The sequence below is a fragment of the Nocardia sp. NPDC046763 genome (assembly GCF_040645495.1).
Taxonomy (GTDB): domain Bacteria; phylum Actinomycetota; class Actinomycetes; order Mycobacteriales; family Mycobacteriaceae; genus Nocardia.
In genome coordinates this window covers 109,752-132,953 of record NZ_JBEYYI010000028.1, presented here as the reverse complement: position 1 = coordinate 132,953, position 23,202 = coordinate 109,752, and the positions used below count along the sequence as shown (strand labels likewise).

General features: G+C 69.5%; 18 protein-coding genes and 2 pseudogenes. 10 read left to right on the top strand and 10 right to left on the bottom strand.

Annotated features, from left to right (window positions below):
- From ABZ909_RS34390 to aroB, 4 genes and pseudogenes are all read left to right on the top strand, one after another.
- Nucleotides 1-96, top strand: a pseudogene (locus ABZ909_RS34390) (IS982 family transposase); the annotation flags it as partial.
- Nucleotides 97-436: 340 nt separating this feature from the next.
- Nucleotides 437-1,651, top strand: a complete 1,215-nt coding sequence (gene aroC, locus ABZ909_RS34385) for a chorismate synthase (protein WP_357008227.1) — start codon at nt 437-439, stop codon at nt 1,649-1,651.
- A 71-nt stretch (nt 1,652-1,722) separates the two neighbouring features.
- Nucleotides 1,723-2,214, top strand: a pseudogene (locus tag ABZ909_RS34380) (shikimate kinase); the annotation flags it as partial.
- Between the two features lie 790 nt (nt 2,215-3,004).
- Nucleotides 3,005-4,123, top strand: a complete 1,119-nt coding sequence (gene aroB / locus ABZ909_RS34375) for a 3-dehydroquinate synthase (RefSeq protein ID WP_357008225.1) — start codon at nt 3,005-3,007, stop codon at nt 4,121-4,123.
- A gap of 128 nt (nt 4,124-4,251) precedes the next feature.
- Here aroB and ABZ909_RS34370 read toward each other — a convergent pair whose 3' ends face one another.
- Nucleotides 4,252-4,734: a B-4DMT family transporter gene (locus ABZ909_RS34370; RefSeq protein ID WP_357008222.1), complete on the bottom strand. Its 483-nt coding sequence runs from the start codon at nt 4,732-4,734 to the stop codon at nt 4,252-4,254.
- Nucleotides 4,735-4,857: 123 nt separating this feature from the next.
- On the opposite strand from ABZ909_RS34370, the gene ABZ909_RS34365 reads away from it, so the two are divergent.
- Both ABZ909_RS34365 and ABZ909_RS34360 read left to right on the top strand, forming a co-directional pair.
- Nucleotides 4,858-5,475: a transcriptional regulator gene (locus ABZ909_RS34365; RefSeq protein ID WP_357008219.1), complete on the top strand. Its 618-nt coding sequence runs from the start codon at nt 4,858-4,860 to the stop codon at nt 5,473-5,475.
- Nucleotides 5,476-5,488: 13 nt separating this feature from the next.
- The gene (locus ABZ909_RS34360) at nt 5,489-5,965 is read left to right on the top strand and encodes a DUF3291 domain-containing protein (protein ID WP_357008216.1); all 477 of its coding nucleotides are present in this window, start codon (nt 5,489-5,491) and stop codon (nt 5,963-5,965) included.
- 24 nt (nt 5,966-5,989) lie between these two features.
- Here the strand turns inward: ABZ909_RS34360 and ABZ909_RS34355 are convergent, their stop codons facing one another.
- The 4 genes from ABZ909_RS34355 to alaS all read right to left on the bottom strand — a co-directional run bounded on the left by ABZ909_RS34355 (nt 5,990) and on the right by alaS (nt 11,608).
- Complete coding sequence (locus tag ABZ909_RS34355; RefSeq protein ID WP_357008214.1) at nt 5,990-6,799, bottom strand: shikimate dehydrogenase; 810 nt, start codon at nt 6,797-6,799, stop codon at nt 5,990-5,992.
- A complete protein-coding gene (locus ABZ909_RS34350) occupies nt 6,789-8,300 on the bottom strand; it encodes an endolytic transglycosylase MltG (protein WP_357008211.1) in 1,512 nt (503 codons plus the stop codon). Before ABZ909_RS34350 ends, ABZ909_RS34355 begins: the two co-directional genes overlap by 11 nt.
- A complete protein-coding gene (gene ruvX, locus ABZ909_RS34345) occupies nt 8,297-8,749 on the bottom strand; it encodes a Holliday junction resolvase RuvX (RefSeq protein WP_357008253.1) in 453 nt (150 codons plus the stop codon). Before ruvX ends, ABZ909_RS34350 begins: the two co-directional genes overlap by 4 nt.
- Nucleotides 8,750-8,941: 192 nt before the next feature.
- Complete coding sequence (gene alaS, locus ABZ909_RS34340; protein ID WP_357008251.1) at nt 8,942-11,608, bottom strand: alanine--tRNA ligase; 2,667 nt, start codon at nt 11,606-11,608, stop codon at nt 8,942-8,944.
- A gap of 71 nt (nt 11,609-11,679) precedes the next feature.
- Between alaS and ABZ909_RS34335 the strand changes: the two genes are divergently transcribed.
- Nucleotides 11,680-12,339 carry a CatB-related O-acetyltransferase gene (locus ABZ909_RS34335; protein ID WP_357008208.1) on the top strand — a complete coding sequence of 220 codons (660 nt, stop codon included), beginning with the start codon at nt 11,680-11,682 and terminating at the stop codon, nt 12,337-12,339.
- An 89-nt stretch (nt 12,340-12,428) separates the two neighbouring features.
- Here ABZ909_RS34335 and ABZ909_RS34330 read toward each other — a convergent pair whose 3' ends face one another.
- Complete coding sequence (locus ABZ909_RS34330; protein WP_357008205.1) at nt 12,429-13,787, bottom strand: replication-associated recombination protein A; 1,359 nt, start codon at nt 13,785-13,787, stop codon at nt 12,429-12,431.
- 144 nt (nt 13,788-13,931) lie between these two features.
- Complete coding sequence (locus ABZ909_RS34325; protein WP_357008203.1) at nt 13,932-15,101, bottom strand: kinase; 1,170 nt, start codon at nt 15,099-15,101, stop codon at nt 13,932-13,934.
- Nucleotides 15,102-15,296: 195 nt separating this feature from the next.
- Between ABZ909_RS34325 and ABZ909_RS34320 the strand changes: the two genes are divergently transcribed.
- Nucleotides 15,297-16,352 carry a hypothetical protein gene (locus ABZ909_RS34320; RefSeq protein WP_357008199.1) on the top strand — a complete coding sequence of 352 codons (1,056 nt, stop codon included), beginning with the start codon at nt 15,297-15,299 and terminating at the stop codon, nt 16,350-16,352.
- Between the two features lie 91 nt (nt 16,353-16,443).
- Here ABZ909_RS34320 and aspS read toward each other — a convergent pair whose 3' ends face one another.
- Nucleotides 16,444-18,237: an aspartate--tRNA ligase gene (gene aspS / locus ABZ909_RS34315; RefSeq protein WP_357008196.1), complete on the bottom strand. Its 1,794-nt coding sequence runs from the start codon at nt 18,235-18,237 to the stop codon at nt 16,444-16,446.
- 120 nt (nt 18,238-18,357) lie between these two features.
- Between aspS and ABZ909_RS34310 the strand changes: the two genes are divergently transcribed.
- Together ABZ909_RS34310 and ABZ909_RS34305 are read left to right on the top strand one after the other, a co-directional pair.
- Nucleotides 18,358-19,281 (top strand): neutral zinc metallopeptidase, encoded by a 924-nt coding sequence (locus ABZ909_RS34310; RefSeq protein WP_357008193.1) that lies wholly within the window; start codon nt 18,358-18,360, stop codon nt 19,279-19,281.
- A 190-nt stretch (nt 19,282-19,471) separates the two neighbouring features.
- Entirely contained in the window at nt 19,472-20,026 is a 555-nt protein-coding gene (locus tag ABZ909_RS34305; RefSeq protein ID WP_357008190.1) for a hypothetical protein, read from the top strand.
- A gap of 10 nt (nt 20,027-20,036) precedes the next feature.
- Here ABZ909_RS34305 and ABZ909_RS34300 read toward each other — a convergent pair whose 3' ends face one another.
- The gene (locus ABZ909_RS34300; RefSeq protein WP_357008187.1) at nt 20,037-21,116 is read right to left on the bottom strand and encodes a 2-oxoacid:ferredoxin oxidoreductase subunit beta; all 1,080 of its coding nucleotides are present in this window, start codon (nt 21,114-21,116) and stop codon (nt 20,037-20,039) included.
- On the bottom strand, nt 21,116-23,023 hold the full coding sequence (locus ABZ909_RS34295; protein ID WP_357008249.1) for a 2-oxoacid:acceptor oxidoreductase subunit alpha: 1,908 nt from the start codon (nt 23,021-23,023) through the stop codon (nt 21,116-21,118). Before ABZ909_RS34295 ends, ABZ909_RS34300 begins: the two co-directional genes overlap by 1 nt.
- Nucleotides 23,024-23,202: the final 179 nt, after the last annotated feature.

Below are 23,202 nucleotides of genomic sequence, written 5' to 3'. Positions count from 1 at the left end.
GGGCAACTGTCACTCGAAGCCCACGGCGCCCGCACCGCTGCCGGGCTCTACGCCCGCATCGCCCAACGTCTCCTCGCCCTCGCAGCCGTGATCTGACACAACCGCAACACCGGCGCACCGACCGCACGATCACTGACCGCCTACGACCACTAAACGATAGGAATCACTCGTCTAGGGGCCGCGACAGCCCTGTGCGGTACCCAGACCTGGTCCTGGGCAGCACTGGCCGCGCCGTTGCTCACCGCCGCCGCGGGCCTGGGCGGGATGCTCGGGCATCGACTGCGAATCTCGGGAGCCGGTGGGCGGGCGGGCGTCGCCGGGACGCTCGCGCATGGTCCCGCGATGTGTGCGGCGAGCGTGGTGGCGGTGGTGGCCGGGCGCTGACATCGGGCTATGCGCGGGCCGTGTGTTCGAGCACCCCTGTTGTCATGGAAAGATGTCACTCGTGTTGCGCTGGATAACTGCCGGAGAATCCCATGGTCCTGCTCTCGTCACCATCCTCGAGGGGATGGTGGCCGGTGTCGAGGTGACCTCCGCCGAGATCGGCGCGCAGCTGGCCCGGCGACGGCTCGGGTACGGGCGCGGCGCGCGGATGAAGTTCGAGGCCGACGTGGTCACCATGGTCGGCGGCGTGCGCCACGGCCGCACGATGGGCGGCCCGGTCGCCATCGAGGTGGCGAACTCGGAGTGGCCCAAGTGGACCCAGGTCATGTCCGCCGATCCGGTGGACGAGGCCGAACTCGCCGACCTCGCCCGCAATGCCCCCCTCACCCGTCCCCGTCCGGGCCACGCCGACTACTCGGGCATGCTCAAGTACGGCTTCGACGACGCCCGTAACGTCCTGGAGCGGGCCAGCGCCCGCGAGACCGCGGCGCGGGTCGCGGCGGGCACGGTGGCCAAGAACTTCCTGCGCCAGGCGCTGGGCGTCGAGGTGATCTCGCACGTGGTGTCCATCGGCGCCGCCGCGAACACCAACGGTGTGGTCCCGACCGCCGCGGATCTGGACGCCATCGACGAGTCGCCGGTGCGCGCGTTCGGCAAGGACGCCGAGGCGGCCATGATCGCCGAGATCGAGGCGGCCAAGAAGGACGGCGACACCCTCGGCGGTGTGGTCGAGGTCGTGATCGAGGGCCTGCCGGTGGGCCTGGGCTCGTTCACCTCCGGTGAGGCGCGCCTGGATTCGCGGCTGGCGGCCGCGCTCATGGGCATTCAGGCCATCAAGGGCGTCGAGGTGGGCGACGGTTTCGAGACCGCCCGCCGCCGCGGCAGCCAGGCCCACGACGAGATGCGGCCGGGCCCCGACGGCGTGCTGCGCTCCACCAACCGCGCGGGCGGCCTGGAGGGCGGCATGACCAATGGCGAGGCGCTGCGCGTGCGCGCGGCCATGAAGCCGATCTCGACCGTGCCGCGGGCGCTGTCGACGGTCGACATGTCCTCCGGCGAGGAGGCCGTCGCCATCCACCAGCGCTCGGATGTGTGCGCGGTGCCCGCGGCCGGTGTGGTCGCCGAGGCGATGGTGGCGCTGGTCGTGGCACAGGCCGTGCTGGACAAGTTCGGCGGCGACTCGCTGCCCGAGACCGTCGACAACATCCACGCCTACCTGAAGCGGATCAACGCTCGCCCGCACATCCCGGGCCACGCCGGGCAGTGACCGCTGACGACAGCGCGGTGTCCGGCGAGCACGAACCCACCGCGGCGGCCGGTGAAACCGACCGGCCCGCAATCAGTCTGGTGCTGGTCGGCCCGCCGGGCGCGGGCAAGTCCACCATCGGACGCAAGCTGGCCCGGGAACTCGGCGTGGACCTCTACGACACCGACGCCGGGATCGAGGAGCGCGCCGGGCGCACGATTCCGGAGATCTTCGCCGAGGACGGCGAGCCGGAGTTCCGCCGTATGGAGGAGGAGGTCGTCCGCGACGCCGTCCTCGCCGGGCACGGCGTGGTCTCCCTCGGCGGCGGCTCGGTGCTCTCGGCCGCGACCCGCGCCCTGCTGCACGGCCGAACCGTCGTCTACCTGGAAATCAGTGTGGGCGAAGGGCTGCGCCGCACCGGCGCCAGCACCAACCGTCCGCTGCTGAACGGCGACGACCCCGCCAAGAAGTACCGCGAGCTGATGAAGATCCGCCGCCCCCTCTACCGCGAGGTGGCGACCGTGCGGGTGCGCACCGACGGCCGCAGCCCCGGCCGCGTCGTCCGCATGATCCTGGCCAAGCTCGGCCTGGAACCGATTGCGCGCCCGGAGGATTCGGTCACCGAGACCGCCACCGTCGAGCCCGGCGTCAGCTCCCGCTCGCGCGCCCGCCGCAAACGCCGCCGCGGCGGCCGCGGCCGGGGCGAGAACAAGCCGGGTGACGCCACGAATACGACTGCCGCCGAAGCCGATTCACCCGTGCCCGCCGAGGCGCGCAACAGCCAGGGCTCGGCGTCCTCGCCCGGCGACGCAGCCGCGGCCACCGGGGGTGCGAAACGCTCTCGGCGCAACCGGCGGTCGCGCCGCCGCGGCGGCCGCACCACCGCGACCGCTCCACCCGCGACGACCGCCGAGACCACCGTCGGCGAGGCCGGCGCGCCGCCTGCCGCTGCGCCGGGAAATGGGTCTCCCGGGGGACGCCGTCGCCGCGCCTCCCGTATGGCCGGTGCGCCCTCGAGTTCCACTGCCGGTGGACAGACCGCCGCTCCGGTCGGAGCGGACGCGGCCGCCCCGAGCACACCCGCCGCACCACCGGATGCGGCCCGTGCACCCGGCACCGTCGCCGCGCCCGGCAGCGGACGCTCGCGTCGTGCCCGGGCCCGACGGGCGCGGGCACGCGCCCGCGAGCAGGAGCACACGCGGGCCGACGGCCCTGTTCCCGGTGCCACTTCCCCTGCGGTGGAAGGAGGTTCGTGATCCCGAGCGCATCATCGCGCGCCGCGGGCACGCGCCGCCGATCCGATCGACCACTCCCCCGCACCACGGGGTCACGCTATTCCCCGCCGATGGGCGGGACCATTCACGGAGGAGTCCTATGAGCGAGCCGACTCGCATCGAGGTCCGCACGGCCGACCCGTACCCGGTGATCATCGGCCGGGGTCTGCTGGGCGACCTGGTCGACCAGGTGACCGGCCGGTCCGGCGTCCGGACCGTGGCGATCTTCTACCAGCCGCCGCTGGCCGAGACCGCCGAGGTGGTACGGAAGGCCCTCGCCGACAAGGGCATCGACGCGCACCGGGTGGAGATCCCCGACGCCGAGGCCGGCAAGGACCTGCAGGTCGCGGGCTTCTGCTGGGAGGTGCTCGGCCGCATCGGGCTGACCCGCAAGGACGTGATCGTGAGCCTGGGCGGCGGCGCGGCCACCGACCTGGCCGGTTTCGTGGCCGCCACCTGGATGCGCGGCGTGGACATCGTGCACGTGCCGACCACGCTGCTGGCCATGGTGGACGCCGCCGTGGGCGGCAAGACCGGCATCAATACCGAGGCGGGTAAGAACCTGGTCGGCAGTTTCCACGAGCCGGCCGCGGTCATGGTGGACCTGGCCACGCTGGAGACGGTGCCGCGCAACGAGATCGTGGCGGGCATGGCCGAGATCATCAAGGCCGGGTTCATCGCCGATCCGGTGATCCTGGAGCTGGTGGAACGCGACCCGCAGGCCGCCCTGGACCCGACCGGCGACGTGCTGCCCGAGCTCATCCGCCGCGCCATCCAGGTCAAGGCCGATGTGGTGGCCGCCGATCTCAAGGAATCGGATCTGCGCGAAATCCTCAACTACGGCCACACCCTCGGCCACGCCATCGAGCGCCGGGAGCGGTACCGCTGGCGGCACGGCGCGGCCGTCTCGGTGGGCCTGGTCTTCGCGGCCGAATTGGGCCGCCTGGCAGGCCGTCTCGACGATGCCACCGCCGAGCGGCACCGCACCATCCTGGAAAGCATCGGCCTGCCCACCACCTACGACGCCGATGCGCTGCCGCAGCTGATGGACGCCATGCAGACCGACAAGAAGACCCGTTCGGGCGTGCTGCGTTTCGTGGTGCTCGACGGCCTGGCCAAGCCGGGCCGGCTGGAGGGCCCGGATCCGAGCCTGCTGGCCGCGGCCTACTCGGCCATCGCCCGTGAGGACGGCCCGACCGGCGGCGCGATTCTGCTGTAGGGCACAACCGCTTTCATCTCAGCGCCCGTCGCCGGACTCCGGCGGCGGGCGCTGCCGTCCGTGCCCCCGGATACGAAAAACCCCGCGCCACCCGATCGGTGGCGCGGGGTCGAGCGCGGACGGGAGCCTCAGACGTTGGCGGGCTGCGGGTTGGGTGCGGTGTCGGCGGGGGTACCGGGCTGCTTCTTGCCGTCGCGGCCGGCCAGCCAGCGGCCGAGGGCGACGCCGAGCACGCCCGGAATGAAGATCAGCAGCACGATGAAGGACGCGGCCGAGGTGATGTCGAAGACCAGACCCTGATCACCCAGGTCGAAGCCCGGGATGAAGCCGAGGACCCAGGCGGCCAGGCCGGAGCCCACGCCACCGGCGAGCGCGGCCTTGAGCCAGCGCATGGTCAGATCGGCGCCGCGCTCGGGATCGGCATTGGCGCGCCGATCGGAGCGGCCATCCAGTACGCCCCACGCGATCACCGAGCCGACCAGCACGATCAGGCACAGGATCCGCATCCAGGCGCCCGTGGTCGGCCAGTACCTCATGCCGAAACCGAGCAGGGCCTCCAGCACAACGGTCAGCGCCCCCAAGCCCACGGCGCGCAACACCCACGCATTCATGACGATCACCTTAACCTGCGCGGCCGCCCGGCCGAACCGAATGAATTGAAACTTGTTCCAGAACCATAGCCGGAGCGGGGCCACCGGACATACCCGGGCCCGGCACGCTGTTACAAAGACATCGTGAGCATCGAAGCCGTCGCCCTGCTTCAGGATCCGATCCGCAAGCGGCTCTACGACTATGTCGCGGCCGCCGACCACGACGTGAGCCGGGACGAGGCGGCCGCGGCCGTCGAGATCAAACGGCCGCTGGCCGCCTTCCATCTCGACAAGCTCACCGAGGCCGGACTGCTGGACGCGGTGTTCCGGCGTCCGGAGGGCCGCACCGGGCCCGGTTCGGGACGGCCCGCCAAGTTCTATCGCCGCGCCGACGCGGAGTTCGCGATCACGCTGCCGGCCCGCGACTATCGCACCGTCGCAACGGTTCTCGCCGAGGTGGTCGAGCACGAAGGATTCGAGGACGCCATCGCGAAGGCCGCCGCCGCGCACGGGCCGTCCCTCGCGGGCCGCGATCTGTTCGAGGTCCTGCGTGAGCGCGGCTACGAGCCCTACCTCGACGGCGACGCGATCCGCCTGCGCAACTGTCCCTTTCACCGCCTCGCCGTGGACTTCCCGCCGCTGGTGTGCGGCATGAATCTGGCCCTGCTGGCGGGTCCGGCGGCCGAGGCCGGCTGGACCGCGCGGATGGATCCGGCGCCGGGCAGATGTTGCGTAAGTTTCTCTAAAACCAATCATGGCTAGTTATAGTCTGGGAATGCACCTCGCACAGCTCAATATCGGGCGCATGGTCGCCCCCGAAGGCGATCCCCGGGTCGCCGAATTCTTCTCGGCCCTCGACGAGATCAATGCCGTCGCCGAATCCTCCCCCGGCTTCGTCTGGCGCATGGTGGACGGCGAATCCAACAACGCCACCTCGCTGCGCCCGTACCACGGCGAGCCGGACATGCTGGTGAACATGAGCCTGTGGGAATCGCGGGAAGCGTTGTTCGACTACGTCTATCGCAGCGGCCACATGGACTACGTGCGTCGCCGCCGGGAATGGTTCACCCCGCTGCGCGAGATCTTCACGGTGCTGTGGTGGGTGCCGGAGGGAACGCTGCCCACCCTCGCCGACGCCATGACGCGACTGGACCACCTGCGTGAGAACGGGCCGACGCCTTACGCTTTCACCTTCCGGCAGTCCTTCGAACCGGAAACGGCCGCGGAGACATCCGCGGCCGTCCTCGATTAGCGGGCCACGCCCGCGCGAAAGCGATCAGTCCCGCAGGGCCGCAGCCATTTCGGCGCGCGGAGCGGACTTGCCGGTGAACTGCTCGACCTGCCCGTAGGCCTGGTTCAGCAGCATCTCCAGGCCGCTGACCACGGTATTGCCCGCGCGGGCAACCGCTTCCGCGAGCGGCGTGGGCCACGGGTTGTAGATGGCGTCGAGCACCACCGGGGCCGCCGCCACCGAGTCCGCCACGGCCGCGGCCGCCTCGGCGGGCACGGTGCTGACGACGGCGTCCACGTCGGAACAGACGAACAGCAGGCCCTCGGGGTCGAAACCGAGCACCTCGGCCGACATGCCCAGCTGCTCGGCCAATTCCAGGGTCCCGGCGGCGCGGCGGCGATCGCGGGCCACGATGGTGACGGTGTGCGCGCCCAGGTCGGACAGCGCCAGCAGCGCCGGGCGGGCGGTGCCGCCCGCGCCCAGCACGACGGCGCGGGAGATCTCCTGCACGCCCGCGCCTTCCAGCGCACCGCGCACGCCGTCCACGTCGGTACAGTCCGCGCGCCAGCCGGAATCGGTGCGCACCAAGGTGTTCGCCGAGCCGACCAGGACCGCGCGCTCGGTGCGCTCGTCGGCATAGCCGAGCGCGGCGACCTTGCCCGGCATGGTCACCGACAGCCCGACCCATTCCGGTCCGAGCCCGTCCACCAGGCCGGGCAGCTGCTCGGCGGTGCACTCGATGCGCTCGTAGCTCCAGTCCAGCCCCAGTGCCCGGTAGGCCGCCAGATGCAGTTGCGGCGACCGGGAATGCGAGATCGGGCTGCCGAGTACGGCGGCCTTCCGACTACCGCCCACTGTCGAGGATTCCACTCTGCCTGGCCTTTTCGATATTGCGCAGGTGCTCCGAATAGCTGTCGGTGAACAACGTGGTGCCCTGCTTGTCGACGGTCACGAAGTACAGCCACGGGCCGGGCGCCGGATTCTCCATGGCGCGCATGGCGTCCAGCGACGGCGCGGAGATCGGCGTGGCGGGCAGACCGGCCATGGCGTAGGTGTTCCACTGGGTCTTGTGCGCACGGTCGGCGTCGGTGGTGGCGACCTCGGTCTTGTCGAGGGTGTAGTTGACGGTGGAGTCGAACTGCAGCGGCTGCTGGGCGGCGAGCCGGTTCACGATGACCCGCGCCACCTTCGACATGTCCTGCGGCAGCGCCTCCCGCTCCACCAGCGACGCCGCGATCAGCGTGTCGTAGGGGCTCAGGCCGTTCGCCGCGCCGGACTGCGCCAGCCCGGTGGCGTCGTAGCTCGCCGCGCTCGCGGTCACCAGCTGCTTGAGGATGTCCAGCGCATTGGCGCTGGGGTCGAAATCCCAGGTGCCACCGGCGATCAGGCCCTCGAGCTGACGGGAACGGTCCGGCACCGACTTCACCCGGTCCAGCGCCCACACCGGCACGCCCAGCGCGGCCGGATCGGCGGTGGCCCCGGCCTGGTCGAGCTGCTCGTAGGTCACGCACTTGGCGGCGGTGCCGGTGCCGACACAGCTGGCCTCGGCGATCTTGCGGTAGATGCCGTCCTTGCGCGCGCCGGTGGTGACGTCGCTGGAGTCGTGCAGCTGGCGGCCCTCGGAGATGACCACATTGCCGACCCGGGCATCCTTGCTGAACAGCGCACTCACCGCTTCGGAGCCCTTGCTGTGGCCCGGAATGGCGTAGTAGCCGGGCTGGATGGAGTTCATGTTCGTATTACGCACGGCCGCTTCGTAGAACGCACCGCTGCTGGCCACCACGCCCTTGTCGGCCATGGTCTGCGCGATCTGTGTGGAGGTGTCACCGGGCTTGATCTGGATGACGACCAGCGGGCCCTGCGGGCCGGAGAAATCGGGGGGCGGGCTCAGCTTGCCGACGAACTTCCAGCCCGCGAATCCGACTGCGCCGACGAACAATACGGCGAACACGCCCGCGATGACGAACAGATTGCGGCGGCGCCGCTTGCGCTCGGCCGCTTTCCGCGACGCCATCCGGGATCGCTTGGGGCGCTGGCTGCCCCGCGACCCCGCGCGCGACTGCGATCGGGTGGCCCGGCGGCCCGGCTCGGCGCGCTGGCCCCGGTCGCCGCGGCGGCCGCGCTCGGTGCGCTGAGGTGCGCTGCGGCGCGGAGGTTCCGGCTCGACCGGGAGCTCCTCGTCGTATTCCTCACCCTCGTAGTGCTCGTCGTCGTAACGCTCATCCTCGTAGCGGGGAATGACTGTGGTGTCGTCTTCGTAATCGTCCGCCTCGGACCAATCCAGATCGTCGCGGCGGTAACGCCTTTCGGCGTTCTGGCGGTAGCGTTCCTCGGCCCGCGTCCAGCGGTCGGTCATGCGTCATCACCGCGCGGCTTCAAAAGGGCACTCCGTTCGTCCAACCATCCTTGCAGGATCGACACGGCGGCGGCCTGATCGATGACCTGCCGCTGCCCGCGTGCGCGAACTCCACTGTCTCGCAACGCACGTGCAGCAGACACCGTAGTCAAACGTTCGTCGGAAAGTCGCACCGGCACCGGCGCGATCAGGGTCCGCAAACGCCCCGCGAAGGTGGCCGCCAGCTTAGCCGACGCGCCGCTCTCCCCGCGCAATGTGCGGGGCAGGCCGACGATCACCTCGACGGCCTCGTACTCCCGCACAATGTCGGCAATTCTGGATAGATCGGAGGCGAGGGTGCCGGGCGCGACCTTCTTCGCGCGCGGCACCGTCTCGACCGGGGTGGCCAGCAACCCGTCCGGATCGCTGGAGGCGACACCGATGCGCACCGACCCCACGTCGATGCCGATGCGCCGGCCGCGGCCCGGGTCCCGTTCCGGGGAGGGCCGCTCCGACGCGAAGTCCCGCCCGCCGGCCGAGACCCCGGAGGCCTCGGTCGGCGTGCGAGCAAATCCGGAAGAACGTCCCGAAGGGTCTGCTTCGGGTACGGGCCCGGTCCCGGCTGCAGGACCCGGCGTGTCAGATGTGTCTGCGTCGTCCATTTATCCGGCGAGCTCGGCGACCCGCACACGCAGGGCGGCCAGACCCGCCTCGATGCCCGACGGATCCGAACCCGCGCCCTGGGCCATCTCGGGCTTGCCGCCACCCCGGCCGGAAATAGCCGGGCCGAAGGCGGACACCAGATCCCCGGCCTTGATGCCGAGATCCTGGGCGGCCTTGGTGACCGCGGCGACGAACGGCACCTTGCCGTCGGCATGGCCGAGCAGCACCACGATGGCGGGCTCTGAACCGAAACGGCCCTTGATGTCCTGCACCAGGGTGCGCAGATCGCCCGCGCCCACGCCCTCGGGCGCAGCGGCGGCGACCAGCAGCACCTTGCCGACCCGCTGGGCCTGCTCGACGAAGGTGCCCGCACTCGACAGCACGGCCGCCATCTTGGTGCGCTCGAGCTCCTTCTCGGCGGCCTTGAGCCGCTCGACCAGCTGCTCGACGCGCCCCGGCACATCCTCCGAGGGCACCTTCAGCGACGAGGCGACACCGGCCAGCAGCGCCCGCTCCTTGGCCAGGTACTTGTAGGAGTCCAGGCCGACGAAGGCTTCCACGCGGCGGATACCGGAACCGACCGACGACTCGCCGAGCACGGTGATCGGGCCGATCTGCGAGGAGTGCTGCACGTGGGTGCCACCGCAGAGCTCCATGGAGAACGGTCCGCCGATCTCCACCACACGCACCTCGTCGCCGTAGTTCTCACCGAACAGGGCCATGGCGCCCATCTTCTTGGCGGAGGTCAGATCGGTGACGAAGGTGTTGACCTGGAAGTCGTCGGCCACCGCGTCATTGGAGACGGCCTCGATATCGGCCTTCTGCTGATCGGAGAGCGCGCCCTGCCAGTTGAAGTCGAAGCGCAGGTAGCCCGGCTTGTTGAGCGAGCCGGCCTGAACCGCGTTGGGGCCCAGCACCTGTCGCAGCGCGGCGTGCACCATGTGGGTACCCGAGTGGCCCTGGGTGGCGCCACGCCGCCAGGCCGGATCGACCTGGGCCAGCACGGTGTCGCCCTCGGTGAGCTGACCGGCGTCGACGGTGGACTTGTGCACCCACACCTTCTTGGCGATCTTCTGCACGTCGTTGACCTTCACCTTGAGGCCGTGCGACGAGACGAGCGAACCGCGGTCGGCGATCTGGCCACCGGACTCGGCATAGAGCGGGCTGCGGTCCAGGATCACCTCGACATCCTGCCCGGCCTCGGCGACCGGCACCCGGACGCCGTCCTTGATCAGGGCCAGCACCGTTGCCTCGGTGGACAGTTCGTCGAAGCCGGTGAACTCGGTCGCGCCGCGGTCCACGAACTCCTTGTAGACGGTGAGGTCGGCGTGCGCGTGCTTGCGCGAGAGCGCGTCCTCCTTGGCCCGCTTGCGCTGCTCGGCCATGAGCGCGCGGAAGCCCTCCTCGTCGACCTGCAGGCCGGCCTCGGAAGCCATCTCGAGGGTCAGGTCGATCGGGAAACCGTAGGTGTCGTGCAGGGTGAACGCGTCGGTGCCGCTGATCTTCTTGCTGCCCTGGGCCTTCACCTCGTCGACGGTCTCGTCGAACAGCTTGGTGCCGGTGCTCAGGGTCTTGAGGAACGCGGCCTCCTCACCGACGGCGACGGTTTCGATGCGCTTGAAGTCGGTGGTGAGTTCCGGGTAGGACGGCGACATCAGGTCGGCGACGACCTTGATGAACTCGCCCATCACCGGCTTCTCGGCGCCCAGCAGGCGGGCCGAGCGCACGATGCGGCGCAGCAGGCGGCGCAGTACGTAGCCACGACCGTCGTTGCCGGGGTTCACGCCGTCGCCGATCAGCATGGCCGCGGTGCGGGCGTGGTCGGCGATGACGCGGAAGCGCACATCGTCGGCGTGCTCGACGCCGTAGGAGCGGCCGGTCAGCTCCTCGGCCTTGTTGATGATCGGGCGCAGCAGATCGGTCTCGTACACGTTGTCGACGCCCTGCAGCAGGAACGCGACACGCTCGACGCCCATACCGGTGTCGATGTTCTTCTTGGGCAGCGGGCCCAGGATCTCGAAGTCGTCCTTGCCGCGCCCGCCACCGCGCTCGTTCTGCATGAACACGAGGTTCCAGATTTCGAGGTAGCGGTCCTCGTCGGCCTCGGGGCCGCCCTCGACGCCGTACTCGGGGCCGCGGTCGAAGTAGATCTCCGAGCACGGGCCGCACGGGCCGGGGATGCCCATGGACCAGTAGTTGTCGGCCATGCCGCGGCGCTGGATGCGCTCGTCCGGCACGCCGAGCTCACGCCAGATCTGCTCGGCCTCGTCGTCGTCGAGATACACGGTGACCCAGAGCTTTTCCGGATCGAAGCCGTAGCCGCCGTCCTCGACGGGGTTGGTGAGCAGCGACCAGGCCAGCTCCATGGCCCCGCGCTTGAAGTAGTCGCCGAAGGAGAAGTTGCCCGCCATCTGGAAGAAGGTGTTGTGGCGGGTGGTGACGCCGACGTTCTCGATATCGCCGGTACGGACGCACTTCTGCACGCTGGTCGCGGTGTCGAAGGGCGGGGTCTGCTGACCGAGGAAATACGGCACGAACTGGACCATGCCTGCGTTGACGAACAGCAGGTTGGGGTCGGCCAGGATCAGCGAGGCACTCGGTACCTCGGTATGTCCGGCCTTTACGAAATGCTCCAGGAAGCGCCGTCGAATCTCGTGGGTCTGCACAACCATCCAGCCTACCGGTCCGGGTCCAGGGAGTTTCCACCCACCACCGGGCGATAGCTACCATCGCCGGGGTGACTGTGATCCCGGACCCATCCCAGCGCTTCCCACTCCCACACGCGCACCGCACCGTCTTCCTGAAACCGCACGTCACCTCGCCGAACATCGAGGTCGGCGACTACAGCTACTTCGACGATCCGGACGCGGCGACCGCCTTCGAGACCAACAATGTGCTCTACGCCTTCGGCCCCGAGAAGCTGATCATCGGCAAATACTGCGCCATCGCGAGCAAAACCCGCTTCATCATGGCCGGAGCCAACCACGCCACCTCGGGCGTGTCGACCTTCCCGTTCGCCATCTTCGGCGGCACCTGGGCCGAGGAGACGATGGACCTCGTCACCTCGATTCCCTCCAAGGGCGACACCGTGGTCGGCAACGACGTGTGGATCGGCTACAACTCGCTGATCATGCCGGGCGTGCGCATCGGCGACGGCGCGATCATCGCCACCGGCGCCGTCGTGACCTCCGACGTGCCCCCGTACACGATCGTCGGCGGCAACCCGGCGCAAGTGGTCAAGCAGCGCTTCCCCGATGCGGACGTGGCCCGTCTGCTGCGCGCCGCCTGGTGGAACTGGCCGCTCGAACTGGTCACCGAACACGTGCGCGTGATCATGGCCGGCACCCCCGCCGATATCGAACGCATCGCCATCCACGAGGGACTGCTGGCGGACTGACCAGCGCCGCAAGCGCATTCGCGGCGTACCGAGCGACTACTTTTGGCAGTCGCTGCAATTCGGCGCGTGACGAACCTGCGCACCCGGCGCTATCTACCCCGGACGATGCGGCGCAGTTTGGTGACGCGAGGACCGACTTCACGTTCGTAGCCGTGATCGGTCGGCTGGTAATAGTCGACGCCGACCAGTTCGTCCGGTGGATATTGCTGGGCGAGAACGCCGTCCGGATGATCGTGCGGGTACTTGTAGCCCTGGGCATTCCCGAGGGCCGCGGCGCCGGCGTAGTGACCATCACGCAGGTGGGCGGGCACCGCGCCCGCCTTGCCCGCGCGCACGTCTGCCATGGCGGCCGCGAGGCTCTTGACCACTCCACCCGACTTCGGGGCCGTGGCGATGTGAATCGTGGCCTGGGTCAACGCCAGTTGCGCCTCCGGCATGCCGACCAACTGGACGACCTGGGCGGCCGCGACCGCGGTCTGCAGGGCGGTGGGGTCGGCCATGCCGACCTCCTCGCTGGCCTGGATCATCAAGCGGCGGGCGATGAATCGCGGATCCTCGCCCGCGCTGATCATGCGAGCCAGGTAGTGCAGCGCGGCATCGACATCGGAGCCGCGCAGGGATTTGATGAAGGCGCTGATGACGTCGTAGTGCTGGTCACCGGCGCGGTCGTAGCGCACCGCCGCCTTGTCGACGCTGGCCTCGACCAACTCCACATCGACGGTGCCGTCCAGGGAGGATTCGGCCGACGCCTCCAGCGCGGTGAGCGAGCGCCGCGCGTCACCGCCCGCAATCCGCACTATGTGGTCGAGCGCCGCGTCCGTGACCGTGTACTCCCCCGCCAACCCGCGCGGGTCGGCAATGGCCCGGGTGAGCACCGCGCGAATGTCGGCCTCCGACAAGGACTGCAGCTGCAGCACCAGCGAACGGGACAGCAGCGGCGACACCACCGAGAACGACGGATTCTCCGTGGTCGCCGCGACCAGCAACACGATCCGGTTCTCCACTGCCGCCAGCAGCGCGTCCTGCTGCGTCTTCGAAAACCGGTGCACCTCATCGATGAACAGCACGGTCTGTTCGCCCACGGTGAGCCGGCGGCGGGCCAGATCGATGACCGCCCGCACCTCCTTGACGCCCGCCGACAATGCCGACAGCGCTTCGAACCGCCGCCCGGTGGCCTGCGACAGCAGCGAGGCGAGGGTGGTCTTGCCGGTCCCGGGCGGTCCGTACAACAGCACCGAAGCCGCCCCGGACCCTTCGATCAGCCGCCGCAGCGGCGACCCGGGCCCGAGCAGATGCTGCTGCCCGACCACCTCGTCGAGGGTGCGCGGTCGCATCCGCACGGCCAGCGGCGCGAATCGGTCGTCCCCGCTGGGAAGGCGCGCGACGCCCGCCTCGAAGTCGTCGACCACGACCTGCGTGCCCGGCGCATCGAACAACCCATCACTCACGCCCCCGACCCTACCGACCGGCTCCGACACACTCGCCGACCACGACGCCATACCCGGAGAGCGCGTCCACGCTGCCGATCGGCCGGGCACATCACCGCGGGCCGGGATCCACCCTCGGATCCCGGCCCGCAGTGGCGCGGAGGATCACTCCTCCCACTGCTCTTCCAGCGTGGCCGAGACGTGCTCGGCGAAATCGCCGAGGGTGTCGTCGCCGGTGCAGCGGGCGTCCTCGGCGAGGGCGGCCCAGCGGTTGATGAGGGCGGCCGAGCGCGGGATGGACAGGCCGTGCTCGCGGGCGGCGGCGATGCGGACGTGGTCGGCGGGCAGGAACCAGTAGGTGGACAGCCACACCCAGATGAGGCGGGCCTCGAGGATGCGCTCGGCGAGCACATCGTCATCGGCGAGGGCCGGCCATACCGCGACCACCTCGGAGCGCCAGGCCTCCACCATCTGGCGGGCGCGTTCGCGCGACAGCTCGAAATCGCACAGGCAGCCCGGGAAGGAGACCAGGGCGTAGGCGATGTCGAGGGTGGCGTCGCGGAAGCCGCCCCACTCGTAGTCCAGGAACCGCGCGCCCTCGTCATTGAGGATGACATTGTCGGGGCACAGGTCCGAGGGACTGAAGGCGCGGTAGCGCCCGGCGGAGAAGAGCCGGTTGCCGCGCACGATGCGCTCGGCGATCTCACCCGGCACCTCGATGCCCAGCTCGCGCTGCAACATGATCGGCACCTCGGCGACCGCGGATTCGGCCTGCTGCGCAATGCCGTCAACGCGGTGCACCACATCGACGCGGCGCAGCAGCGCCACGAAGTCCGCCTCGCGGCCCACGGTCGCGGCGTGCATGCGGCCCAGCGCCTGAGCGAATGCCATGAGCGCATTGCGCCCGGTGGGTTCCACGCCGGACTGCAGGACCGCAGTCAGGGAGGTGTTCTCACCGAGGTCGCTGAGAATGAGCAGGCGGTCCGGCAGGCTGTAGCCGAGCAGGTAGGCGCCGGGCCGGTGGTCACGGCCGAGGGCGGTGGTGAATTGGTAGGAGACCGCCTCGCGCAGGAACGCGGAGTCGATGCTGGCGACACCGGGAGCCATACCGCCGGTGCGCCGCTGCGACGCCGAGCCCGCTACCTGCTTCACGATCAGTGTGCGAGGTAGCGAAAAGGCGTTCTCTGCAACGCGGACGCGGAGTACCGTCGTCCTACCACTGCCGCTGAGTTCCAGCGGATCGCTCAGCTTTACCGGAGCACCCATTCGCTTTGTGAGCAACTGTTGTGCCGCGGACACGACTTCGGCGGCGCGTTCGGCCAATAGTGCGGTCATCGGAACCCAAGTTACTCCCGTCAGGTCACTTTCAGCGAGCGGTTGCGCAACCTTTCGCGCGTCGGACGGCGTGTCTTTGTGAAGGGTTTGCCCGCTCGGCGCTGGTTGCTTGACACAACCAGGACCGTCTAGTTGTCTCATGGTCACTTGCTGTGCGCCACACCGTAAACCGGGAAATGTGAAAGGCTTGCGACCATGACTGGCACGCCGCCCTCAGCACCGTACGAGCCCTCCGGCGACCCTCCCGTCGCGGGGGGCGGCGAGCAGTATCCGTCCCACCCTGGGCAGCACCAAAACCCCGAGCCCGCACCGGTTTCCGGCGCGCCCGAACCGGGCCCCGTGCCCGCCCGCCACCAGATGCCCGGCCTCGCCGGGTACCCGCAATTCGACGGCCCCGGTGCCGCGCAGTACGGCAGCGAGCCCGTGGAACCTCCGCCGGCCTTCACCCCGCAGCCGGGCGCGCCACAGCCGCCGGGCGGCTATGGCCCGGGCACGCCACCGCAGTTGCCGCCGACGGGCATGCCGCCCGGCGGGAATCCCCCTCCGCCGGGCGGATTCCCGCCGGGGGCGATGTCGCCGCCCGCCGGTCCCCCAGCCGCCGAGCCGGGACCGAAACAGGGCTATACACTCCCGCGCGAGACCCTCGATGTCGGCGCGGCCCTCGCCTACGGGTGGGATCGGTTCCGGCTCAATCCCATTCCCTGGGTGGGCATGGTGCTGATCGGCATGATCGCCTGGCTGGTGGTCACCTTGCTGGTGAATACGGTTGACGTGCAGTCGCTGTCGGCGGTCGTCCTGCTGTTCGCGGTGGCGTCGCTGGTGGTGTGGCTGCTGCAGGCCGCCATGATCCGCGGCGCACTGTACGAAACCGACGGGACGCCACCGGATTTCCCGGCCTTCTTCGGCTTCGTGAATGCCGGGAATGTGCTGATCACCGCGCTCATCGTGTTCGCGCTGTGCTTCGTGGCCTCGATCGCGTGCGTTTTCCCGGCGATCATCGTGGGTGTGCTGTGCATGTTCGCGCTGCACTTCGTGATCGACCGGGACCAGAATCCGATCGCCGCAATCCAATCCAGCGTGCGGCTGGTGATCGCCAATGCCCTGCAGGTGACCCTGCTGGCGCTGGGGGTGCTGATCATGACAGTGATCGGCGCGCTGCTGTGCGGATTGGGACTGCTGGTGGCCGGACCGGTCACCGCCATCGCCACCACCTACGCCTACCGCACACTCACCAACGGGCTCGTGGTCTGAGTCCGATCCACCCGCGCGCGACCCGCTGTCGACGACGGAGCCCGCCGGTATCGCTGATACCGGCGGGCTCTCGACTGTCCGGGCGCCGCCCTTACTTGGCGTCGTCCTTGATCGGGCTGCCGTTCGCGTCGAGCTTGGCGTTGAGGCCCGCCTCCTGCCGCTGCTGCAGGGTGATCGGGGTGGGCGCGTCGGTGAGCGGGTCGACGCCGCCGCCCGACTTCGGGAAGGCGATGACCTCGCGGATCGAGTCCACCCCGGCCAGCAGCGCGGTGATGCGGTCCCAGCCGAAGGCGATGCCGCCCATGGGCGGAGCGCCGAAGGAGAAGGCGTCGAGCAGGAAGCCGAACTTCTCCTGGGCCTCCTCCTCACCGATGCCCATCACCTGGAACACGCGCTCCTGCACGTCGCGACGGTGGATACGGATCGAGCCGCCGCCGATCTCGTTGCCGTTGCAGACGATGTCGTAGGCGTAGGCCAGCGCCGAGCTCGGGTCGGTGTCGAAGGTGTCCATGTGCTCGGGCTTGGGCGAGGTGAAGGCGTGGTGCACGGCGGTCCAGGCCGAATAGCCCAGGGCCACATCGCCGCTCGCGGTGGCGTCGGCGGTGGGCTCGAACATCGGGGCGTCCACGATCCACACGAAGGCCCAGGCGTTCTCGTCGATGAGGCCGCACTTGCGGGCGATCTCGCCGCGGGCCGCGCCCAGCAGCGCACGGCTGGACTTCATGTCGCCGGCCGCAAAGAACACGCAGTCGCCGGGCTCGGCGCCGACCTGCTTGGCCAGGCCCTCGCGCTCGGTGTCGGTGAGGTTCTTGGCGACCGGGCCGCCGAGGGTGCCGTCCTCGTTGAAGGTGATGTAGGCCAGACCCTTGGCGCCGCGCTGCTTGGCCCACTCCTGCCAGGCGTCGAACTGGCGGCGCGGCTGCGACGCGCCGCCCGGCATGACGACCGCACCGACGTAGGGAGCCTGGAACACGCGGAACTGCGTCTCCCTGAAGTACTCCATCATCTCGGTGATCTCGACCTCGAAGCGCAGGTCCGGCTTGTCGGAGCCGTAGCGGCGCATGGCCTCGGCGTAGGTCATGTGCGGGATCGGGGTCGGGATCTCGTAGCCGACCAGCTGCCACAGCGCGGCCAGGACGTCCTCGGCCAGCAGGATGACGTCCTCCTGCTCGACGAAGCTCATCTCGATGTCGAGCTGGGTGAACTCGGGCTGGCGGTCGGCGCGGAAGTCCTCGTCGCGGTAGCAGCGCGCGATCTGGTAGTAGCGCTCGATGCCGCCGACCATGAGCAGCTGCTTGAACAGCTGCGGCGACTGTGGCAGCGCGTAGAACTTGCCGGGCTGCAGGCGGGCGGGAACCAGGAAGTCCCGCGCGCCCTCGGGGGTGGAGCGGGTCATGGTCGGGGTCTCGACCTCGACGAACGCGTGCTTGGCCAGCACGGCGCGGGCGGCGGCATTCACCCTCGAGCGCAAGCGGATCGTGTGCGCCGGGCCTTCGCGGCGCAGGTCCAGGTAGCGGTACTTGAGGCGGGCTTCCTCGCCCGGCTCGTCGTCGAGCTGGAACGGCAGCGGCGCGGCCTCGTTGAGCACCTCGAGCTCGGTCACATTGACCTCGATGGCGCCTGTCGGCAGGTTCGGGTTCTCGCTGCCGGCCGGGCGGTTCTCGACCACGCCGGCGATCTTCACCACGAACTCGTTGCGCAGCTTGTGGGCGGCCGCCGCGGGTTCGCCTTCACGGAAGACGGCCTGGGCAACACCCGACGCATCGCGCAGATCGATGAAGATCACGCCACCGTGGTCTCGCCGCCGGGCCACCCAGCCGGTGAGGGTGACGGTCTGACCGGCGTGCTCGCTTCGCAGCGAACCAGCCAAGTGGGTGCGCAGCACGGGATTCCTTTCGACGGGCTCGAAGCACCGGTGAGATGTGACCAGGTGCAGACCCATCGTAGAGAGACACGTTCAGCGAGTGGAAACCGATATCGACTCGCCCGTGTCACAGTGACTGCCATGACCTTCAACGAGGGCCTGCAAATCGACCCGAACCGGGTGAGTGGCGGCAGTGGCGGACCGGGTATGGGCGGTGGATTGGCTCTCGGCGGCGGTGCGCTGGGCATCATCGCGGTGATCGCGGCGCTGATCTTCGGCGGCGACCCGGGCAGCATTCTCGGCCAGTTCACGGGCGCGGACAGCAATGCCAAGTCGGGCACCGCGACCCTGCCCACGCACTGCAAGACCGGCGCCGACGCCAACAAGTACGTCGACTGCCGCGTCATCCTCACCGCCCAGAGCCTCGACGGTGTGTGGGGCACCGAACTGCCCAAGCAGACCAACCGCAAATATGCGGTCCCGAAGGTCAACCTCTTCTCCGGCGCGGTCAACACCGGCTGCGGCCGTGCTTCCTCCGCGGTCGGCCCGTTCTACTGCCCCGCCGACCAGACCGCCTACTTCGACACCAGCTTCTTCCAGGAACTGGTCGACCGCTTCGGTTCCAGTGGCGGCCCGCTCGCCCAGGAGTACGTGGTCGCCCACGAGTTCGGCCACCACATCCAGAACCTGCTCGGCGACATCAACCGCGCCCAGCGCGACCCTCAGGGCCCCACCTCCGGCGCGGTCCGCACCGAACTCCAGGCCGACTGCTACGCCGGAGTCTGGGCCAACTACGCCGACAAGCTCCCCGCGCCCGGCTCGAACACCCCCTTCCTGAAGCCGTTGACCGACAACGACATCCGCGACGCGCTCTCCGCCGCGTCCGCCGTCGGCGACGACCGCATCCAGAAGGCCGCCACCGGCCGCGTCAACCCCGAAGCCTGGACCCACGGCTCGTCGGAGGAACGCCAGAAGTGGTTCCTGACCGGCTACAAGACCGGCCAGGTCAAGGCCTGCGACACGTATTCGGCCCAGGACCTGAACAACCCACCCTCCCTCCGCTGACCCGCCATCCCCCAGGTCCCCAGCTTCGAACAGGCTGGGGACCTTCCCATTTCCGGCCCACCACCCGTTTTCACTCAGCGCGCGGTCCGTATCCGGGTGGGGTCGGCGTGGCAGCGCGGTTGCGGCGCGGGGCTGGCGGCAGAATCGGCGGCGGCGGGTGGGTGCCCGCAAGGGAATTCGGAGGAATGGAATGCGGACAGCCAGGGCGGCAGGACTTTTCGGCGAGGCGGGGCCCGGCAGGGTGGCACGGCGGCGTGGGTGGCGGGCGGGGACGGTGACGACGCTGGCCGCGGTAATGCTCACGGGCACAGGGGTATTCGCGCTGGCGGACCCGGCGCCGGGTGCGCCCGCACCGAGCGTGGCGCTGTTCACGCTGACCGCCATGCCCGCGGGGTGGCAGACGCGGACGGATCTGCATCCGTCGCTGGAGATTCAGCCCGACGGGTGGGCGGTGAAGCGAGCCGACAACGGCGCGCAGCCGGTGACCGGGACCGTGCCCGCCGACGTCATCGGCGCCGCGGCTGCCGAGGTGAAGGCGCTGGCGGCCGTGGACATGGGGACGCCGGAGCAGGCCGACAAGGGGACCTCGATCATCGACTACATGCCGCAGTCGCCGGATCAGGACGTGCACCTGGTCGTCTACGCGCCCGAGCTCGGCGACGGGCTCAGCGATGACCAGAAGGCGTCCCGCAAGCGCTTCGACGACGTGTTCCAGCGCTTGCTGAACGCCTTCGTTCCGGCCTAGCGGCGAAAGATCACCCGACCGTCCAGGTTTCGCGGCCGGTGAGCAGCTCCTGCAGCGAGTTCTCGCTCACCGGTCTGCGTTCGACGGCGGTATTCCGCTGGGCGCGGACGCCGTCGTCGTAGGTGGGGCGGGAGACGCTGCGGAAGATGCCGGTCACCACATGGGTGAGGTCCTGGTCGGACAGGCGGGACAGGGCGTAGGCGTATTCGGGGCTGTCGGTATAGGCGTCGTGGACCACCATCTCGGCTTCGGCGACACTGTCGGCACGCGCCACCCGAAGGCCGAAACCGGAACGGACCACGGCGAATTCACCGTCCGCGCCGAAGCGAATGGGCTGACCGTGCCGTAGGCGGACCAGATGGGATTCGGCGTTCTCCCGGCGCAGCGCGTCGAAGGAGCCGTCATTGAAGATCGGGCAGTCCTGCAGGATCTCCACGAACGAGGTGCCGCGGTGTTCGGCGGCGGCGCGCAGCACCTCGGTGAGCCCGGCCCGATCCGAGTCCAGCGCACGGGCGGCGAAGGTGGCTTCGGCGCCCAGCGCCACCGACAGGGTGTTGAACGGATGGTCGACCGAGCCCATCGGGGTGGATTTGGTGACCTTGCCGGTCTCCGAGGTCGGTGAGTACTGGCCCTTGGTGAGGCCGTAGATCCGGTTGTTGAACAGCAGGATCGTCATGTTCACATTGCGGCGCAGCGCGTGGATGAGGTGATTGCCGCCGATGGACAGCGCGTCCCCGTCACCGGTCACCACCCAGACCGACAGGTCCGGCCGGGTCACCGCCAGGCCGGTGGCAATGGCCGGCGCGCGGCCGTGGATCGAGTGGATCCCGTACGCCTCCAGGTAGTAAGGGAACCGGCTCGAGCAGCCGATGCCGGACACGAACATGAGGTTCTCGCGCTCGAGACCCAGATCGGCGAGGAAGCCGCGCACGGTGGCCAGGATGACGTAGTCCCCGCAGCCGGGGCACCAGCGCACCTCCTGATCGGAGGTGAAGTCCTTCGCCTTCTGCGGCCGGTCGGCCCGCGGCACGCCGGACAGTCCGGTGAGGCCCAGATCGGTACCCACGAGCGCGTTTTCGAGAATGGTCATCAGTTGCCCCCTGGGGTGCGGTAGGTCGCCCGCGCGCGTGCGGTGAAGGCCTTGGCCTGTTCCATCTCCGCGATGGAACCGTCCAGGGCCGCGTCGATGACGCCGACCAGTTCCTGTGCTTGGAAGGCGGTGCCGGCGATCTTGGTCCACGGCTGCACGTCGACCAGGTAGCGGGCGCGCAGCAGCATGGCCAGCTGGCCGCCGTTCATCTCCGGGCAGACCACGGTGCGGTAGCGGCGCAGCACGTCACCGAGGTTGGGCGGGAAGGGGTTCAGGTGCCGCAGATGCGCCTGCGCCACCGGCACCCCGCGTCGCCGCGCCCGCCGGCACGCCTCGCCGATCGGCCCGTAGGAGCTGCCCCAGCCGATGAGCAGCAGTTCGGCGCGGTCCCCCGGATCGTCCACCTCGAGCTCGGGCACCGCGATGCCGTCGATCTTGGCCTGCCGGATCCGCACCATCAGCTCGTGATTGGCCGGGTCGTAGGAGATATTGCCGCTGCCGTCGGCCTTTTCGAGCCCGCCGATGCGGTGGGCGCGGCCCACGGTGCCGGGCACGGCCAGCGGCCGGGCCAGGGTCTCCGGATCGCGCGCGTAGGGCTGAAACGAATCGCCCTCCGCGCCATCGGGTTCGAAGCCCGGATCGATCGGAGCCAGCTCGGTGACCTGCGGAATCGCCCACGGCTCGGAACCATTGGCGATGGCGCCGTCGGACAGCAGCAGCACCGGCGTGCGATAGGTCAGCGCGATGCGGGCCGCCTCGACCGCGGCGTCGAAGCAGTCCGCCGGTGAGCGCGGCGCGACGATGGCCACCGGCGACTCGCCGTTGCGCCCGTACAGCGCCTGCAGCAGGTCGGCCTGTTCGGTCTTGGTGGGCAGGCCGGTGGAGGGCCCGCCGCGCTGCACGTCGATGATCACCAGCGGCAGCTCGGTCATGACGGCCAGGCCGATGGTCTCGCTCTTGAGCGCCAGCCCCGGCCCGGACGTGCTGGTCACCCCGAGGGCGCCGCCGAGGGCGGCACCCAGCGCCGCGCCGATGCCGGCGATCTCGTCCTCGGCCTGGAAGGTGGTGACGCCGAAGTTCTTGTGCTTGCTCAGTTCGTGCAGGATGTCCGAAGCCGGGGTGATCGGGTAGGTGCCCAGGAAGACCGGCAGCCCGGACAGCTGCCCGGCGGTGACGATGCCGTAGGCGAGCGCGGTGTTGCCGGTGATCTGCCGGTAGGTGCCGGCCGGCAGCGTCGCGGGGGCTATCTCGTAGGTGGTAGCGAAGGCCTCGGTTGTTTCGCCGTAATTCCAGCCTGCCCGGAATGCGAGGACATTCGCTTCCGCGACATCCGGTGTGGCCGCGAATTTCTCCCGCATGAACTGTTCGGTGCCGCCGATAGGCCGCCCGTACATCCATGACAGCAAGCCGAGCGCGAACATATTCTTCGCGCGCTGCCCATCCTTTTTGCCCACACCGGTCGGTTCGGTTGCTCCGAGCGTCAGGGATGTCATGGGCACCCGGTGCACCACGAAATCGTTCAGCGTGTCGTCGGTGAGCGGATCACCGGCATAGCCGACCTTGGTCAGATTGCGTTTGGTGAATTCGTCAGTATTCACGATCACCGTCGCCCCGCGGGCCAAATCCTCCAGATTCGCCTTCAGCGCAGCAGGATTCATAGCGACCAGTACGTCGGGCTGGTCCCCGGCGGTGAGGATGTCGTAGTCCGCGATCTGGATCTGGAACGACGACACGCCCGGCAGCGTGCCCTGGGGCGCGCGGATCTCGGCGGGGAAGTTCGGTTGGGTGGCAAGGTCATTGCCGAAGGCGGCGGCCTCGTGGGTGAACCGGTCACCGGTGAGCTGCATGCCGTCACCGGAGTCGCCCGCAAAGCGGATGACGACTCTTTCCAATTTCTCGACCGCCAATTTCGCTGTGGCGCGGCCGTTTCCGGCCGCCGCCCCGCCGTCGGGCGGAGCTTTCACAGTGCTGTTGTGCAGCGGAGCCACAGTATCTTTGTGCAGCGGAGCCACAGTATCTTTGTGCGGCAGCGCCGCAGGGTCGTCATGCTGCGAAACCATGCGCGTGCATCACTTCCTCGTCAGGT

Coding starts and splice junctions, on each gene's coding strand:
- aroB (WP_357008225.1), top strand. CDS start 3,005: ATGAGCGAGCCGACTCGCATCGAGGTCCGCACGGCCGACCCGTACCCG.
- ABZ909_RS34350 (WP_357008211.1), bottom strand. CDS start 8,300: ATGACCGACCGCTGGACGCGGGCCGAGGAACGCTACCGCCAGAACGCC.
- ABZ909_RS34370 (WP_357008222.1), bottom strand. CDS start 4,734: ATGAATGCGTGGGTGTTGCGCGCCGTGGGCTTGGGGGCGCTGACCGTT.
- ABZ909_RS34305 (WP_357008190.1), top strand. CDS start 19,472: ATGCGGACAGCCAGGGCGGCAGGACTTTTCGGCGAGGCGGGGCCCGGC.
- ABZ909_RS34325 (WP_357008203.1), bottom strand. CDS start 15,101: ATGACCGCACTATTGGCCGAACGCGCCGCCGAAGTCGTGTCCGCGGCA.
- ABZ909_RS34300 (WP_357008187.1), bottom strand. CDS start 21,116: ATGACCATTCTCGAAAACGCGCTCGTGGGTACCGATCTGGGCCTCACC.
- ABZ909_RS34310 (WP_357008193.1), top strand. CDS start 18,358: ATGACCTTCAACGAGGGCCTGCAAATCGACCCGAACCGGGTGAGTGGC.
- aroC (WP_357008227.1), top strand. CDS start 437: ATGTCACTCGTGTTGCGCTGGATAACTGCCGGAGAATCCCATGGTCCT.
- ABZ909_RS34360 (WP_357008216.1), top strand. CDS start 5,489: ATGCACCTCGCACAGCTCAATATCGGGCGCATGGTCGCCCCCGAAGGC.
- ABZ909_RS34320 (WP_357008199.1), top strand. CDS start 15,297: ATGACTGGCACGCCGCCCTCAGCACCGTACGAGCCCTCCGGCGACCCT.